Origin of the sequence: Rhizobium sp. SJZ105 (assembly GCF_007828365.1) — a bacterium.
Lineage (GTDB): Bacteria > Pseudomonadota > Alphaproteobacteria > Rhizobiales > Rhizobiaceae > Agrobacterium > Agrobacterium tumefaciens.
Map to the genome: position 1 here is coordinate 110,955 of NZ_VIUP01000010.1, position 15,181 is coordinate 126,135.

15 protein-coding genes are annotated in these 15,181 nt (G+C 58.2%); 1 reads left to right on the plus strand and 14 read right to left on the minus strand.

All coding sequences use genetic code 11. From position 1 onward, the window contains the following. Positions 1 to 40 precede the first annotated feature (40 nt). Genes FB593_RS22625 through FB593_RS22635 form a run of 3 tightly spaced genes read right to left on the minus strand, consistent with a single transcriptional unit; the run spans position 41 to position 2,474 of the window. The gene (locus tag FB593_RS22625; RefSeq protein WP_003518330.1) at positions 41 to 718 is read right to left on the minus strand and encodes an ABC transporter permease; all 678 of its coding nucleotides are present in this window, start codon (positions 716 to 718) and stop codon (positions 41 to 43) included. Continuing rightward, positions 715 to 1,365: an ABC transporter permease gene (locus FB593_RS22630; protein WP_145167007.1), complete on the minus strand. Its 651-nt coding sequence runs from the start codon at positions 1,363 to 1,365 to the stop codon at positions 715 to 717. Before FB593_RS22630 ends, FB593_RS22625 begins: the two co-directional genes overlap by 4 nt. Beyond that, complete coding sequence (locus FB593_RS22635) at positions 1,362 to 2,474, minus strand: ABC transporter ATP-binding protein (RefSeq protein ID WP_111800920.1); 1,113 nt, start codon at positions 2,472 to 2,474, stop codon at positions 1,362 to 1,364. The genes FB593_RS22630 and FB593_RS22635 overlap by 4 nt, the downstream gene beginning before the upstream one ends. Positions 2,475 to 2,977: 503 nt before the next feature. Here FB593_RS22635 and FB593_RS22640 point away from each other — a divergent pair. Beyond that, on the plus strand, positions 2,978 to 3,181 hold the full coding sequence (locus tag FB593_RS22640) for a cold-shock protein (protein ID WP_003518333.1): 204 nt from the start codon (positions 2,978 to 2,980) through the stop codon (positions 3,179 to 3,181). Positions 3,182 to 3,242: 61 nt separating this feature from the next. Here the strand turns inward: FB593_RS22640 and FB593_RS22645 are convergent, their stop codons facing one another. From FB593_RS22645 to FB593_RS22690, 11 genes are all read right to left on the minus strand, one after another. Then, on the minus strand, positions 3,243 to 5,000 hold the full coding sequence (locus FB593_RS22645) for a putative bifunctional diguanylate cyclase/phosphodiesterase (protein WP_321186303.1): 1,758 nt from the start codon (positions 4,998 to 5,000) through the stop codon (positions 3,243 to 3,245). Between the two features lie 66 nt (positions 5,001 to 5,066). Next, positions 5,067 to 6,053: a GlxA family transcriptional regulator gene (locus FB593_RS22650; RefSeq protein ID WP_003518336.1), complete on the minus strand. Its 987-nt coding sequence runs from the start codon at positions 6,051 to 6,053 to the stop codon at positions 5,067 to 5,069. A 299-nt stretch (positions 6,054 to 6,352) separates the two neighbouring features. Next, a complete protein-coding gene (locus FB593_RS22655; RefSeq protein WP_035252727.1) occupies positions 6,353 to 6,658 on the minus strand; it encodes a putative quinol monooxygenase in 306 nt (101 codons plus the stop codon). A 138-nt stretch (positions 6,659 to 6,796) separates the two neighbouring features. Beyond that, positions 6,797 to 7,402, minus strand: a complete 606-nt coding sequence (locus FB593_RS22660) for an NTP transferase domain-containing protein (RefSeq protein ID WP_233284964.1) — start codon at positions 7,400 to 7,402, stop codon at positions 6,797 to 6,799. A 32-nt stretch (positions 7,403 to 7,434) separates the two neighbouring features. Beyond that, complete coding sequence (locus FB593_RS22665) at positions 7,435 to 8,394, minus strand: XdhC family protein (protein WP_145167009.1); 960 nt, start codon at positions 8,392 to 8,394, stop codon at positions 7,435 to 7,437. Then, a complete protein-coding gene (gene paoC / locus FB593_RS22670) occupies positions 8,384 to 10,582 on the minus strand; it encodes an aldehyde oxidoreductase molybdenum-binding subunit PaoC (protein ID WP_065658423.1) in 2,199 nt (732 codons plus the stop codon). Before paoC ends, FB593_RS22665 begins: the two co-directional genes overlap by 11 nt. Positions 10,583 to 10,587: 5 nt before the next feature. Further along, positions 10,588 to 11,538, minus strand: a complete 951-nt coding sequence (locus FB593_RS22675) for an FAD binding domain-containing protein (RefSeq protein ID WP_145167010.1) — start codon at positions 11,536 to 11,538, stop codon at positions 10,588 to 10,590. Then, on the minus strand, positions 11,535 to 12,173 hold the full coding sequence (gene paoA / locus FB593_RS22680) for an aldehyde dehydrogenase iron-sulfur subunit PaoA (RefSeq protein ID WP_003518348.1): 639 nt from the start codon (positions 12,171 to 12,173) through the stop codon (positions 11,535 to 11,537). Before paoA ends, FB593_RS22675 begins: the two co-directional genes overlap by 4 nt. Before the next feature lie 220 nt (positions 12,174 to 12,393). Beyond that, positions 12,394 to 12,570 carry a hypothetical protein gene (locus FB593_RS27600; protein WP_003518350.1) on the minus strand — a complete coding sequence of 59 codons (177 nt, stop codon included), beginning with the start codon at positions 12,568 to 12,570 and terminating at the stop codon, positions 12,394 to 12,396. A gap of 550 nt (positions 12,571 to 13,120) precedes the next feature. Next, positions 13,121 to 14,719: an MFS transporter gene (locus tag FB593_RS22685; protein ID WP_019566827.1), complete on the minus strand. Its 1,599-nt coding sequence runs from the start codon at positions 14,717 to 14,719 to the stop codon at positions 13,121 to 13,123. After that, positions 14,716 to 15,159 (minus strand): DoxX family protein, encoded by a 444-nt coding sequence (locus tag FB593_RS22690; protein WP_019566826.1) that lies wholly within the window; start codon positions 15,157 to 15,159, stop codon positions 14,716 to 14,718. Before FB593_RS22690 ends, FB593_RS22685 begins: the two co-directional genes overlap by 4 nt. Between the last annotated feature and the right edge of the window lie 22 nt (positions 15,160 to 15,181).

Sequence of the window (15,181 nt, forward strand, 5' to 3'; positions counted from 1 at the left end):
AAACAGTCGTGGAATAGAAAACCGCGTTATTTTAGAACCTCTACCGCTTCGCTCGACGCGTCAGGCCTGGTGATACGGTGACCCTCGATATGACGCCGATGATCAGATCCACGGTCAGGGCCAACGCACCGACGAGAACGGCACCTGCGGCCATCTGATAATAATCGTTCTGCGCCCGCCCATCGATGATCAGGCGACCGAGACCACCAAGAGAAACATAAGCGGCGATGGTTGCGGTCGAGATGATCTGAAGCGTGGCGCTGCGCAGACCGGAAAAGATCAATGGCAGAGCGCAGGGCAGTTCCACATCGAACAGAATATCGAGCGGACGTTTCCCCATGCCTCTTGCAGCATCCACCGCAGCGGGATCCACCGCCGCGATACCGGCGTAACTGCCAGTCATGATCGGCGGCACGGCCAGAAGCACGAGCACGATAAGGCTGGGTACGATAAAAGCCATATCGGATGCGAAAACGGGGCCAAAAACAATCACAAGAAGTGCAATTAGGCCGAGGCTTGGAAGGGAGCGTAGCGCATTTGCAAGACCCGCGATGAAGACGACACCGCGTCCCGTGTGTCCCACATAAAGCCCAACCGGCAAGCCAATCAGACAGGCGAGGAAAAGGGCCGCAAAGCTATAAGCCAGATGCTGACCGACGAGAACGATGACACCATCACTCCCTGTCCAGTGAGCTGGATCGCTAAACCATTCGATCATCGCGCCGCACTCCCAGGCTGCCACGGCGTAAGGCGGCGTGAAATGAACAGAACAAGCCCGTCCAGCAAGGCTGCGAGAAGCACGCAGAGTACGATGCCTGCTATAATCGGCGTCAAGAACCGCAGTTGAAGCCCCTGCGTGAAGAGCAGACCAAGTTGCGGCGTTCCAACCAGTGCCGCTACGGAAACGATGCTGACATTGGAAACCACGGCCACACGCAATCCGGCGGCAATCACAGGGACCGCGAGCGGTAGCTCCACCACCACCAGACGCGCAACCTGTCTGTAGCCCATGGCATTGGCCGCCTGGAGGACGTCTGGCGAAACCGATTCCAAACCATCGTTCACTGTTCGCACCAGAAGCGCCAACGCGTAGATCGTCAGCGCGACGACGACGTTTAGCGGATCGAGTATACGGGTGCCGAGCACCAGCGGCAGCAGGACGAACAGCGCAAGCGACGGAATTGTGTAAAGAAGTCCGGCAACCCCCAGCAGGGTCGACCGGAATAAACCGGCCCGCTGCGCAATCCAACCGAGCGGCAGGGCAAGAAGCAGGCCGATCACCACCGGGATGACCGAAAGGCCTAGATGCCAGATGAAAAGCTCGAAAATCCGCCCGGATTCCCGGTAGAGCCAATCAAACCTCATGGCTGACCTCCGAAGCGACCGACCCGCGCGGCTTCGATGGCTTTGGCGACATCAGAGAGTGTGACGGTGCCGACAAGCTGGCCCGTTGACCCTACGATGACCCCGCGGCCGGAGGGCGAACTCAACGCTGCATCGAGCACATGGCGCAAACTGCTGCCTTCCGGCGCCAGCGTGCCACTGAGATTGAGATCTCCCTCACGCAGTGGCTGCCTGAGACCTTGCGCATCGGCCCATCCAATGGGACGATGTTCGGCGTCAGTCACCAGAACCCAGCGATCCGTTGCAACGCCACGAAGGCTGTCCGGTGTTGCGCCGAGCAAGGCTGTCGGCTCCGCACCGAGAGGGACTGCTCCGTCAAATTCTGCAAAACTCAGGAAGCGATACCCTCTGTCCCGGCCGATAAAGTCCGCCACGAAGGCATCTGCCGGGCGCGCCAGCAATTCCTCTGGAGTGGCGATCTGCGCAAGCGTTCCGCCGGCACGCAAAACAGCAACCTGATCGCCAAGCTTCAACGCCTCGTCTATATCATGGGTCACCATGATGATGGTCTTGCCAATCTCACGCTGCAAGCGAAGAAATTCGTCCTGCAACTGTGTGCGAACGACGGGATCGACAGCACTGAAGGGTTCGTCCATCAGCATGAATTTGGGATCGGAAGCGAGTGCACGCGCAACACCGACGCGTTGCTGCTGGCCACCCGAAAGCTGCCACGGATAGCGATCGGCAAAGGCGGCGGTTAGCCCTACACGCTCAAGCAACTCATGCGCCGTGCGCAGTGCTTTTTCCTTCGGCGATCCGTTTAGCCGCGCAGTGGTCGCAATGTTCTGAACAACGGTGCGATGGGGGAAAAGCCCGGCATGCTGGATGACATAACCGATACGACGACGCAGCAGTGCCACGTCCATGCCATCTGTCGGTTCGCCGTCAAGAAGGATCGACCCGGACGATTGTACGATCAACCTGTTGATCATCCGCAAGGATGTGGTTTTCCCGCAACCCGAAGGGCCGACGAACACGGTCAGTTTGCCGTTTGGCGCCGTCAGGGACAAACCGTTTACGGCAGTAGCCGCGCCCGCATATTGCTTGGTGACGTTGTCGAAGACGATCATGCAAATCTCTCCTGCGCTCTGTCTGCGCCTTCAGGCTCGGCAACTGTGATGACTGCCTAGGTTGTCTATACAAGCACGCAAATAGCGCGTCCGCAAGATAGATCGATGAAAATATCCGCAACCCTGGAAACGACTAAACTTTAAGCATTTTGACCGCTGTAGAGACGCTGTATGCACATAGAGCAAGCAATCTCGGCGGCCGCAACTCTCTACGCCTTCAAACTGCGCTGCTTTGCCGATCAAGATCAGGCCCGCTCAACGCGACAAATTTGTTCATAAGCAACTCGTTGCTTCAATTTTTGTGCGCGGGAGCAAAATGGAAATACGAATTAATTCGTGCTGAAATTCAACAGATCGCGTGCTGATCGTGACTGAGACCGCAAAACAGGCGTTTTTGAAAGCCACTCATCCACGGCGACTTGTCTCGAGAAGGCCATAAAGCCTTGTGGCCACCGCCATCGAACAATAGTATTACCGCGTCGTATTCAATTAACGAGGATAACATGGCAACAGGTACCGTCAAATTTTTCGCACAGGACAAAGGCTTCGGCTTCATCACTCCGGACAACGGCGGCCCGGACGTCTTCGTCCACATCTCCGCCGTAGGGTTTGGTGGTTCTCTTCAGGATGGCCAGAAGGTCAGCTACGATGTGGGACAGGACCGCAAGACTGGAAAGTCCAAGGCCGAGAACGTCAGCCTCATCTGATCAGCGTCTCTTGGCTCCGCGATTACTCGCGGGGCCAAATCGGTCCTGACTCCCGCTGACCTTAGGCTGTTTCCATCCCGTCGCTCCCGATCCGTGCCAAGCCGGATGCAAAAACTTCGGCGTCGATGGGACGGCTGAAAAGGTAGCCTTGGCCGACCGGACAGCCCATTTCGCGAAGCATTTTGCGCTGGGCCTCGGTCTCCACGCCTTCTGCAACCACAGTTAACCCAAGGGCGCGTCCAAGATCGATAACGGCCTGGACAATCACCCTTCTGGACGGCCTCGTTGCGAGTTCGCTGATAAAGGTGCGGTCTATCTTGATCTCGGTAACCGGAAAGGTTTCGAGCGATCGCAGGTTTGAATAGCCCGTGCCGAAGTCATCGACGGAAAGGCCGACGCCGCTCTGTCGCAGCCGCTGAAATGCGTCCATCACGCCGGGTGTATCGCTGAGAAACATGCTTTCGGTGATCTCAAGCGTCAACCATGCCGGGTCGGCCTTGGTCAGGCACAGGACCCGATCCAGCATTTCGGCCATGTCATGCTGCAGGAACTCCCCGGCGGATACATTCACCGCAAAGCGCAAAGCCTTGCCGCGATGCGCGTTAATGCGCCGTGCATAAGCTGCGACGGTCGTCAGACTTCGTTCGGTCAGATCAAGCAGCAGACCTGATCGCTCGGCAGTCTCGACGAAACTTCCGGGGAGCTGGCTGCCAAACAGAGGATGATTCCAGCGTATCAGAGCTTCCGCACCCACCCACTCGCCGGTTGCAAGGTCTACCTGGGGTTGGAAGTGATACACAAATTCGTCATTCGCGACCGCGACCTTCAATTCGCGAGTCATTCGCACGCGTCGGCTTGCCTGTTCGTGATCCGAGTCTCGAAACCGTCGCGGACCACCCAGAGGGGCGGACTTGGCGGCCCACAGGGCGATGCCGGCATTGCGGATCAGCGAAATGGGTCTCGCCCGAGGCTGGCCCACCGCATAGCCGATGGCGAAACGCAGTGAGACACTTGCACCTGGCACGACGAAGTCAGCGGCAAGCGAAGCGGATACCGCTGCCACGATAGTGTCCGCACTTGATCCATCCGTGAGCTCAAAAGCCAAAGCGAACTCATTGGCGCCCATGCGTCCCACCTGGGCAGCGCCCACGTCCCGCAGCCGCCGCCCGGTTTCATAAAGCAGGGCATCCCCGACTTCGAAACCGTATCCCGTGTTGAAATCGTGAAAACCGATCACATCCAGCTTCACGACCAAGGGCGTCGCTTTGGCATTGGTTGCGAAACGCTCCTCGGTAGCCAGGATAAATGCTTGACGGTTCAGGCAACCCGTGGTCGCGTCGAGGTTCGCGACACGATCCAGCGCGGTGTGCGCCTGGCGAATCGCCGAGACGTCGCGCAGTATGCCGACGTAGAATAGTTCTTCGCCCACCCAGGCAGGCCGGAGACTGAGACTGTTCCAGAACGCCGACCCGTCCTTTCGATAGTTACGCAGCGTTGAGTCCAGAGGCTCCGCCGCCTCGATCGCAGCGCGAATGTGGACGACCTCTTGTTGGTCGCGCTCGTTGCCCTGCAAATAGCGGCAATCTTTCCCGACGACCTCGTTCCGAGCGTAGCCAGTCAGATGCTCGAAGGCCTTATTGACATAGAGCAAGGGCGAATTGGCGCCCAAACGCTGTGCGATCGCGATCCCATCGGTTAGTTCTTCGACCAGCGTCGCAAGAATTGGCCTGATAGCGTCGGAGCTGAGAAGCGCATTGTCCGACATGACCGGCGCGGGCTGCATGAGGTGCGACTGCATGCGTTTTTCGAATTCTTCCATGACAAGAACCATGGACGGCGAACACGGGCGGGGCAACCCGCAGCCGAGGCGGTTCCAGGACAAGCGTCAGCCGTTTTCAGACAAACTGATTCTCGCGCCATCGCCGGACGTCCGAAAGCGATCACGGTAGTCGGACGGCGTCACTCCAGCGTGCGAAACAAAGGCACGGCGCATCGCGCGTGTCGATCCAAAACCACTTCTCGCTGCCACCAAAGCGATTGGCAGGCGGCTCCCCTCCAAAAGGAAGCGCGCAACGTCGATACGGGTCCGGTCGACATAGTCTGATGGCGATATACCGACCTCCTGCGAAAAAACACGCGTAAAGTTCCGCACACTCATGGCCGCGATCTTCGCCAAGGCGCTGACAGAGAGGTCAGCCGCCGGATGGTTCAGAACATATTGCTGGACGTTGTGTAGACGGCTGCGGTCGATAGCCTGTGCCGCCAGATGCACGCTGAACTGCGACTGATCGCCTGGTCGCTTCAGAAACACGACGAGTCGGCGAGCAACGTAGAGCGCAATCTCCCGGCCCAAGTCCTCCTCGACGAGGGAAAGGCCGAGATCTATAGCCGCGCTGGAACCGGCCGACGTGATCATCGCGCCATCACGGACAAAAACCCGGTCGCTTTCCACCCGCGTCTCGGGGAAGCGCTCGGCCAACAGTGACGCGAACTGCCAGTGCGTCGTAACACGCCGGTCTTTCAGTAGACCTGCCTCGCCAAGCACGAATGCCCCTGTGCAGACGGAGCCATAGCGCCGCGCCTGAGCCGCGATTTTAACAATCCAGTCGACAACACGCCCGCCCGGACTTTGCGGAACTCCGACGCTGCCGGCTACAAGCAATGTATCGGGGCTACCAAGGTACGCATCGAAAGCGCAGTCGGTCAGGATTTTTAGCCCCGATGCACAGCGGATCGTGCCCTCGTGCCCTGCCAAGACAGCAACTTCGTAGAATAACTTTTCAACACGGGCATTTGCTTCGGCAAACACGTCCATTAGCCCTGCAAGCTCCAGAGAATGCACGTCCTTTGGAACGAAGATCACGATCCGCATGAGAGTATCTTTCCCTGCACAAAGGACTCAAAGCTCTCGACGAGGATCTACGCGCCGACGCCGGTCTATGTGGCGACGGTTGCACAATGCTGAAGGTCCGTCAAAGTCAAAGGTATTAGCTCGAAGCGACGGAAGAATTCTGCACGCGCTGACTTTGTTCGAACTGCCGACCACTAATGGATGCTTTTATGATTGCTACCGCAATCCCAGCCGCCAGCCATTGGTGAACGAGATATTATCTCATTTTGTTGCCGATCTGAGCCCATCTGTTCGACATTATGAGGTCCGAATAGTCTGGGCTATGAACGCTTTTCGGCGAGGATAGACAGCATGTGTATCTGCGGCGGCTTGGCGAACAGGTCCCCTGCCTCTGCCTTCGCCATCAAGGCTGCAGCGACTTGGCCATTTAAGTGCGCATCCCTACCGTCCTCATCGTCGAACGTATCGAAGATTGCAAACGAAGTTGGGCCTCCCTGTATCGCATACCAGGAAATCGTGCCGGGCTCTGCATTGACCAGCGGTAAGGCTGATCGCAGAAACTCGGCGACCTCCTGTTCTTTGCCGGGCATTGCCTCGAGCGGAACGTAAAGCGCGAATTTGGTCATGACCACCTCCATGGGCACATCATTGTGCCGCAACTGAAGGAACGCGTTAAGCACGACAAATGTTCGGTGATGGACAATAAAAAGGGGTGTCGATGTAAAAATGCGATCCACGCCTCTGCACACATGAGGTTTCGATGATCAGTCGATTTCTGGATGGCCACCTAAAGCAACGAGCTGCTCTGTGTTGTCTATGTCCACCTTGGCGCTTTCGCCAATCTCTATGTCGATGACGTCGAGACCAGATTGGGTGATTATCTTGCGCGCGCCGCTGTCGCCTATAAGCGCCATGAGCTGCGGGAATGCGGCGCGAGGAAAGACAACCGGGTTTCCCGGATTTCCTTCGCACACCGCGCGAATAATCGCCTTTCCGTTTCTCTCCGCAAAAGCGCCGATGAGTGCGTCAATATCCGCAGGTTCAAGCAACGGCATATCCGCAAGCATGATCATAATCCCGTCGGGAGCTTGCAACGCGGCGCGCTGGACGCCGAGCACGATCGAGCTTGCCATTCCGTCACTGAAGTTGGAATTTCTCGCGATGATCACGTCGAGCCCTGCAATTTCGGCCTCGACGTCCGAGCTTCGGTATCCGGTCACAACAACCACAGAACGACTGCCGGCCCCAATAGCTGCCAATGCGGCCCGACGAACGAGGCTGGTTTCCCGAAAACGCGCAAGAAGCTTGTGCCCGGCACCCGCCATCCTGCTCGATCGTCCAGCGGCCAGGACAACCACGGCAACTGACACTCGTCTATCTCCTGCCGCTTCCACACCGAACCTCACGCATAAAGGGACAAGCGGCTCGCCGCGATGTCGGCAAGGATGGACAGGGCAAGGGAGTTCGCATCGCGGGTTGGCCCGAAAAGTCCGATCGGTGCCCTTATCCGATCAGTATCTGCCCGGGAGAAACCGGAGCTGACAAGGAAATCGACCCGTCTACGGTGTGTACGGGTGCTCCCCAAGGCGCCGATGTAGAATGCGGGTGACCGTAACGCGGCTTGCAGAACGGCCTGCTCCGCATCAAGGTCGTGATGGAGAAGAACAACAGCGGTGTACTGATCGATATCGGGCACAACTTTTTCGTTCGCTGTGCAGGCCACCACCTCGTAGCCGGAGGATTGGGCTATATCAGCGACCCTCTCGGCCTCTATACTTTGACCGGAAATCACGACACGCGTGCGCGGCCGATAGACCGTGAAAAAGCGGTCGTCGGCGTAACCGGCCCGCGATGGCGGCTCGACGATCTCGAGCTGTTGGGTCTGCCTCGTGTAGCACAGGCCCGTGGTCCGGCGCTGATGAAGCTGTTCAAGAACGCCGCTCAACATCTCGGTATTTTGCAGCACGTGGATCGACACGGTAATTCCACCACCGCACGGTAGGGCAATGTCGAAAAAGGGGGAGCCTAATCCGAACTTCACCTCCCTATCTCTGTTCTCGCCCATTGCGTCGAGCGCCTCGGAAGCGACAGCCGCCTCAATGCAGCCCCCCGACACATAACCACAAAAACGACCATCGGCCGCAACGGCGACATGGGAGCCAAGCGCGCGCGCCGCTCCCCCGCGAATTTCGACAAGGGTGGCAAGTGCCACCCTGCCCTTTGCAAGCTCCCTTATCGCAAAGCCAAATATTTCTTCCGTATCATCGGTGAGCAACGACCTGACCGGCGTCGGCTTTGTCGCAGCTTGGATATCCTCCTGAGAACAGATATCCGTGAGGGCGGCGATGTCGTCATGCAACATCCGGCAGCCCGCCTATGATCTTGTCGAGCGTCACAGGGTAGTGACGCACCCTCACCCCGGTGGCATTGTAGATTGCGTTGGCGACAGCTGCAGAAACCCCGCAGAGACCAAGCTCGCCAACGCCCTTGGCCTTCATCGGCGACGACATGGGGTCTGCTTCGTCCATGAAAATCACTTCCTGATGGGGAATGTCGGCATGCACCGGAACTTCGTAGCCAGCCAGATCGTGGTTGACGAAGAAGCCTTGCTTCGTATCGACCGCCAACTCCTCTGACAGGGCTCCACCCACACCCATTGTCATGGCACCAATGACCTGGCTGCGCGCTGTTATCGGGTTCAGGATCCGTCCGGCCGCACAGACGGCCAGCATGCGTCGAATGCGCGTTTCACCCGTGGCCACGTCAACACCGACTTCCACGAAGTGGGCACCGAACGTTGACTGTTGATGGGCTTCGGAAAGATCGCCCCATTCCATTCCATCTTCGCCAACAAGGCCGTTTGGCGCAGCCGCCTCCGTAAGCGCTACCGAACGGTTTCCTGATCGAACCTGTCCGTTCTCGAACACGACGTCATCAGTGTTAAAGCCGAGTTTCTGCGCCACCGCCTCACGAAGCTTCACGCAGGCTGCGTAGACGCCAGAGGTAGAACAGTTCGCGCCGAACTGCCCGCCCGACCCTGCCGAAACCGGAAAGCGGGAATCGCCCAGCTGGACGGCTACTCGATCGACCGGCAGGCCCAACATCTCAGCTGCTGTTTGTGCGATGATGGTATAGCTGCCGGTCCCGATATCGGTCATATCGGTTTCAACCGTTGCAATGCCGTCAGCGCCGAGCCGAACCCTTGCTGCGGATGGGAGGAGAAGATTGTTTCGCAACGCGGCTGCAACACCCGATCCGATCAGCCAGTTTCCTTCGCGTCGGGAACCCGGCTTGCCGCGCTGGTTCCAGCCAAACCGTTCCGCCCCGAGCTTGAGACAGCCGACCAGGTTCCTTTGGGTAAAAGCGCGCTCGGGCTTCTCAGGGTCGACCTGAGTGTCGTTGAGTATCCGAAACTCGACCGGATCGACGCCCACCTTTTCGGCTATCTCGTCTATGGCGATCTCGAGGGCCATCAACCCTGGCGCTTCGCCGGGCGCCCGCATCGCATTGCCTTCTGGCAAGTGAAGCGTGGCCAGTCTCATGGCAGTCATCCGGTTCTCACCCGCGTAGAGCAGTCGTGTCTGATTGACAGCCGTTTCCAGCTGGCCCCCAGGCTGGTCACCCGACCAGCTTTCGTGAGCAATCGCGGTGATTTTGCCGTCCTGTGTCGCTCCAATGCGAATACGCTGGATCGTCGCCGGCCGATGCGTCGTGTTGTTGGCTATGAACGGACGGGGAAGCGCGACCTTGACCGGACGTCCAGTAGCCTTTGCTGCAAAGGCAGCAAGCACCGCGTCGGCCCGCAAGAAAAGCTTACCCCCGAAACCCCCGCCTATGAATGGCGACATCAAATGGATATTGTCCTTGTCGATACCAAGTGTAGTCGCCAGATCGGATCGCCACCAATCAATCATTTGGCTGGACGTCCAAACGGTCAGTTTATCGCCATGCCACGCAGCGATGGACGCATGGGGCTCCATCATGGAATGTGACTGATCTGGAGTGGTATAACTTTCGTCGAGAGTGACCGGTGCGCTCTTGAAGGCTCCCTCGAAGTCACCGACTGCCGTGTCGGGCTGCTGCTTCTCGTCGGGCTTGACCGCACTGTCCTTAGCCTTCTTGAGATCGAAGCTCCCGGGCGCGGTTTCATATTCTACTGTCACAAGCGAAGCTGCGGCGCGCGCCTGCTCGAAGGTTTCTGCGACGACTACTGCCACCGCCTGGTGATAGTGCTGGACTTCATCGCCACCAAAAAGATTGGCAGTGTTGAATTTACCCTTCTCGCGCTTGCCCACGTCCAAGGTGGTGACAACAGTCAAAACGCCGGGGGACCGCTTTGCGGCGTCGCTCGATATCGACCGGATACGGCCCTTCGCAATCGCGGCACCGACCGGATACCCGTAGGCGTAAGGAATATTCGGATCATGCCATTCGTAGGCATACATTGCTCGGCCCGTCGTTTTCTCTTGGCCGTCAATGCGGGGGATAGGCTGACCGACGACTTTCATCCGGTCGATGGGATTGTTGATTGCAGGTGTGTCGAATTTCATGGTCGTTATCCCCTTGCCTCTGCGATCACCGCACCGATCGTTCGTTCCACGAGGGTTATCTTGAAGCGATTTTGCTCCGTCGGGCGAGCTTCGCCGAGAAGTGCCGCACTTGCGGCTTTTGCACCGCTCTTCAGCTCCCGGTCACCTGAGCCTGTTCGCCAGGGCTTGTGAGCGACGCCACCTACAGCCACGCGGCCGGTGCCATCCGGCTGGATCACCGCAGCGACGGATACGAGCGCAAACGCGTAGGAGGCCCGATCGCGCACCTTGCGATAGATATGCTTGCCCCCAATTGGCTTCGGCAGCGTGACCGCAGTTATGAACTCGCCCGGCTCCAGGACCGTCTCGATGTGTGGGGTATCGCCGGGAAGCCTGTGAAAGTCTGCGATCGGGATTGCGCGGCTACGGCCGTCGCCATTGACCGTTTCGACGGTTGCGTCGAGCGCCCTCATCGCAACAGCCATGTCGCTGGGATGGGTGGCGATACAGGATTCGCTGCTTCCGACGACTGCATGCTGTCGCGAAAAACCGCCAAGGGCCGAACATCCGCTTCCCGGCTGCCGCTTGTTGCACGGTTGGTTGGTGTCATAGAAATACGGACAGCGCGTGCGCTGGAGGAGATTGCCCGCGGTGGTGGCCTTGTTTCGCAGTTGACCAGACGCCCCGGCGACCAGGGCGCGGGTAAGCAAACCATAGTCGCGACGGACAGTCTCGTCGCTTGCCAGATCGGTATTGCGGACCAGAGCCCCTATGCGCAGACCGCCATCAGAGGTGGTTTCGATCTTGTCGAGACCAACTCCGTTGATGTCGATGAGATGCGCCGGGTGCTCGATCTCCAGCTTCATCAAGTCCAGGATATTTGTCCCGCCGGCGATGAATTTGGCTTCCGGATTGGCTGCTGCCGCTTTCGCTGCCGCCTGAGCCGTTGTGGCTCGCTCGTATGTGAAGGCTCTCATGCTTCGATCCCCCCGACTTCGGCAATTGCATCGAGAATGTTCGAGTAGGCGCCGCATCGACAGATGTTTCCGCTCATACGTTCCCGAACTTCTGCCGCGGTGACTTCCACCTTTGCGGAAATGTCTGCAGTGGCGTGGCTTGGGATATTCGACTTGATTTCCTCCAAGACCGCCACGGAGGAACAGATTTGTCCGGGAGTACAGTAACCACACTGAAAACCGTCGTGTTTGATGAATGCGGCTTGCATGGGATGCAGGTTTCCAGGCTGTCCGAGGCCCTCGATGGTGGTGACCTCGTCACCGTCGTGCATCACAGCCAACGTCAGGCACGAATTGATCCGGCGTCCATCCACCATCACGGTACAAGCGCCGCACTGGCCGTGATCGCAGCCTTTCTTTGTGCCGGTTAGATGAAGGTGCTCGCGCAAGGCGTCGAGCAAGCTCGTGCGATTGTCGAGTTCGAGATCATGCATCTCGCCGTTCACTTTGAAGGAAACACTTGTCTTGAAATTCATTTCTTCCCCCGAGGACTGTGCTGCGGCTCCTTTTGCCGCAACTCCCGTGACAGCAATTGCCGCCGCCGAGGAAACAAGTAAGTCCCGCCGCGAAAGTTCCAAATGTGAGTGATCTCTCATCTCCAGCTCCATTCGTTGTTGATGGCCTGGCGCATTCGGAGAAACGCCATATCTCAACATAGGGAGGTAAAAGAAGATGATTAGATGCGCCTTTTCGCTAACACTTATTAGCGAGGCTCATAAATCGGCATACGCGATCCATGGGGCAGCCACCGTCAGCCGCCCACTGTCACCCAGGCTCTCTCTCTCGAGAGAGAGGGTAGACCACACGCTCATAAAACTAACGCATCTGGCAGAGTTGCGACAATTGCGACCCCGTCCAGCGCCTCGCGAGTTCGCTGGCATCCACCGTGCCGGGCAGCAGGCTTCCCAGCTCACCGCCGATCTGAATTTGAGCATCGGTGATTTTGCATGCTCTTTCGTTGACTGAAACGATCACCGCAATCTCCGACTGCATCGGTGGCATCTCGAAAAGCGCGTCGGGAGGGCTTTCGCAAGTAACTATGGCCGTAGCTCTGAGAGTGGAGTTTTGATCCACGCCACGGCAAAGTTCTGCGGATTGCACGCGGAAACTGCGAGTTTGGTTGGGTCCGGCTGGGAGCTGCTCACAAACCTGTGCTGAGGAAACTGCCCCTGCAATGAGCGGCCATTCAGGCCGCCCAACCAGAGAAAAGCAATTTGCGAAAACGGGGGCGGTTGAGGCGACGAGCGACGCCATACATACAAACAGCGCTGGGATAGGATGTTTCACGGTGCCACGCTCCTCCACGTCTTTCAGACAGTTGTAAAGCTCGATTGCGGCTTTTTCGCTTCGAATGCAGCAGGAGCCGGTTAATCGATCCGTATATGCGCCGTTTGGTCAGGCTTTTCTGGCGGGGAGGATGGCCGACATCCATCTGGTACCTTTTCACGACAACGGATGAATGAGAAAAGTTAGTCGGCTCTAAGTTTCCTGCGTCAAATGGCATAAAAAAAGGGCGGCCAGAGCCGCCCTTTTTATGGAATATTTACGCCGCCCCTGGCCGATTGATCGTCAGGAAGTGACGAACGACGGGTTTGTCCGGACCAACGTGGTAAGTTAGAACCTTTCCCTGCACGTCTGCATCGGCGTTGGAAACCCGCTTGTGCTGGCGGAGGTGCTCAGCCCAGGATTCCACCATGAACCACTCGACGATCTTTTCCGGATCGGCGGAGTCTTCCGTCACACCCCACCCATAGGCACCATCGCGGCGGCGTTCTTGAGAGAGGTGGTCGAGAGCACGCAGGAAGGCTGAACGATGCTGTTTCTCGACCTTGTACTCGATGAGGATCAGGACAGGACCACGGTCATGAGCAACAGGCTCGGCGACCAGCGGTTCCGGCCAGTGGTTGGACGGCACCATGTCGGCGTCACCAGCCGGGAGCTTTACGCGGTGCATGATGAACCCCGCAACGAGCAAGCCAGCTGCACCGATAAGCAATGTCGTCTGAATTCCAACGGCTTCGCCCACAGCACCCCAGCCGAGGCTGCCCGCCGTCATGGCTCCGTTGAATACGGTCAGATAGACAGCGAGGCCACGCCCACGCACCCAGTTGGGCAGAACAGCCTGGGCTGCGCCGTTCAGGGTCGTCAGGGCGGTGATCCAAGCACCACCGAGGAACAGAAGAGCGATAATGGCGACGATCTTCGGCGGGGCGAGCGAAAGGACACCCATGACAACTGCGGTGATCACCGCTGCGCCAAGAAGCAGACCATCCGAGCTCAGGCGTTCGCGTAGCCTCGGCATGACCAATGCTCCACCGATCGCACCGGCGCCGACCGCACCAAGCAGAATACCGTAGAAGCTGGCATCACCACCCAGCAGTTGACGGGCAACCAGCGGAAGAAGTGCCCAGACGGCACTGGCGAATGCGAAGAAGATGGCGGCACGAAGAAGGACGACATGCAGGGGGCGGCTTGAGCGAGTGTAACGTAGGCCAGCCCTGAACGCGCCGAAGAAGTTCTCTTGTAGAGCGTCGTTGGCGTTTTTGGCACGTGGCCACCACACCAGAGCCGCGATAACGAAGATGTAGCTTGCAACGTCTGCGCCATAGGTGATCCCCGCCCCGAACGCTGCCAGAAGCAAACCGCCAGCAGCTGGGCCGATGGAACGAGCGATATTGATGCCGAGGGAGTTGAGAGCGACAGCGCTCTTCACTTCCTCGCGTTTCACCAGTTCAGGAACAATCGCCTGCCAGGTCGGGCCCATCAATGCGGCACCAATGCCGCCGAGGAAGGTCAGGCCGATCAGTGCGCTCACGGAAAGCATGCCTGTCTGCGAGAGGACCATCAGCGAGATACTTACGAAGGCCAGCAGGATCTGGACCGCAATCAGGAACTTGCGGCGATCCAGAATGTCGGTGAGAACGCCTGCCGGAATGGCAAGCAGGAAGATCGGCAATGTTCCGGCCGCCTGAACCATGGCGACTGCAGCAGGCGTTGCCGAGAGGTCCGTCATCAGCCATGAGCTTGCGACATCGCGCATGAAGCTTCCGGTATTGCCGAGAACCGTTGCAATCCACAGGACCGCGAAGACGGGCTGTGCGAGAGGAGCAAAAGTGCCCCCGGATGTTTTCGCGGCGCTCATTTACCCGCTCCCTTTGCAAGGTCGGCCGCTGCAACGAAGATGAATGCACCGGCCAGACCGATGTGTTCGAAGAAGGCGTTCGTTGCCATCATGCGGTCCATGCCGGGCGCCATTTCCCAGAAGCGAAGAGCAATGAACGTTGCGAGAAGCGTAAAGCCTGCAAGTGCGAGTGCGCCTGCCCAGCGCAGGAAGCCCGAGACCACCATCGCGGAGGCCGTAAGCTCGAACACGATGACGACGACGGCAAAGAGAGCGGCAGGGTGCAGACCGAAATGATTCATCTCAGCAAGCGCGCCATTGAAATCGAAAATCTTGGTGAGTGGACCCTGGATGTAGGCAGCGCAGAGAGCAAGCAGCGATACAGTTCTCGTAATGGGAGAGCCGACGACGCGGGCAAGTCCGCTCAAGGCCGAATTCGATATAGGGGATTGGTAGGTCATATCCTGCTCCTTTTTGGTCGCT

Coding starts and splice junctions, on each gene's coding strand:
- FB593_RS22625 (WP_003518330.1), bottom strand. CDS start 718: ATGATCGAATGGTTTAGCGATCCAGCTCACTGGACAGGGAGTGATGGT.
- FB593_RS22630 (WP_145167007.1), bottom strand. CDS start 1,365: ATGAGGTTTGATTGGCTCTACCGGGAATCCGGGCGGATTTTCGAGCTT.
- FB593_RS22635 (WP_111800920.1), bottom strand. CDS start 2,474: ATGATCGTCTTCGACAACGTCACCAAGCAATATGCGGGCGCGGCTACT.
- FB593_RS22640 (WP_003518333.1), top strand. CDS start 2,978: ATGGCAACAGGTACCGTCAAATTTTTCGCACAGGACAAAGGCTTCGGC.
- FB593_RS22645 (WP_321186303.1), bottom strand. CDS start 5,000: ATGGAAGAATTCGAAAAACGCATGCAGTCGCACCTCATGCAGCCCGCG.
- FB593_RS22650 (WP_003518336.1), bottom strand. CDS start 6,053: ATGCGGATCGTGATCTTCGTTCCAAAGGACGTGCATTCTCTGGAGCTT.
- FB593_RS22655 (WP_035252727.1), bottom strand. CDS start 6,658: ATGACCAAATTCGCGCTTTACGTTCCGCTCGAGGCAATGCCCGGCAAA.
- FB593_RS22665 (WP_145167009.1), bottom strand. CDS start 8,394: ATGTTGCATGACGACATCGCCGCCCTCACGGATATCTGTTCTCAGGAG.
- paoC (WP_065658423.1), bottom strand. CDS start 10,582: ATGAAATTCGACACACCTGCAATCAACAATCCCATCGACCGGATGAAA.
- FB593_RS22675 (WP_145167010.1), bottom strand. CDS start 11,538: ATGAGAGCCTTCACATACGAGCGAGCCACAACGGCTCAGGCGGCAGCG.
- paoA (WP_003518348.1), bottom strand. CDS start 12,173: ATGAGAGATCACTCACATTTGGAACTTTCGCGGCGGGACTTACTTGTT.
- FB593_RS27600 (WP_003518350.1), bottom strand. CDS start 12,570: ATGCAGTCGGAGATTGCGGTGATCGTTTCAGTCAACGAAAGAGCATGC.
- FB593_RS22685 (WP_019566827.1), bottom strand. CDS start 14,719: ATGAGCGCCGCGAAAACATCCGGGGGCACTTTTGCTCCTCTCGCACAG.
- FB593_RS22690 (WP_019566826.1), bottom strand. CDS start 15,159: ATGACCTACCAATCCCCTATATCGAATTCGGCCTTGAGCGGACTTGCC.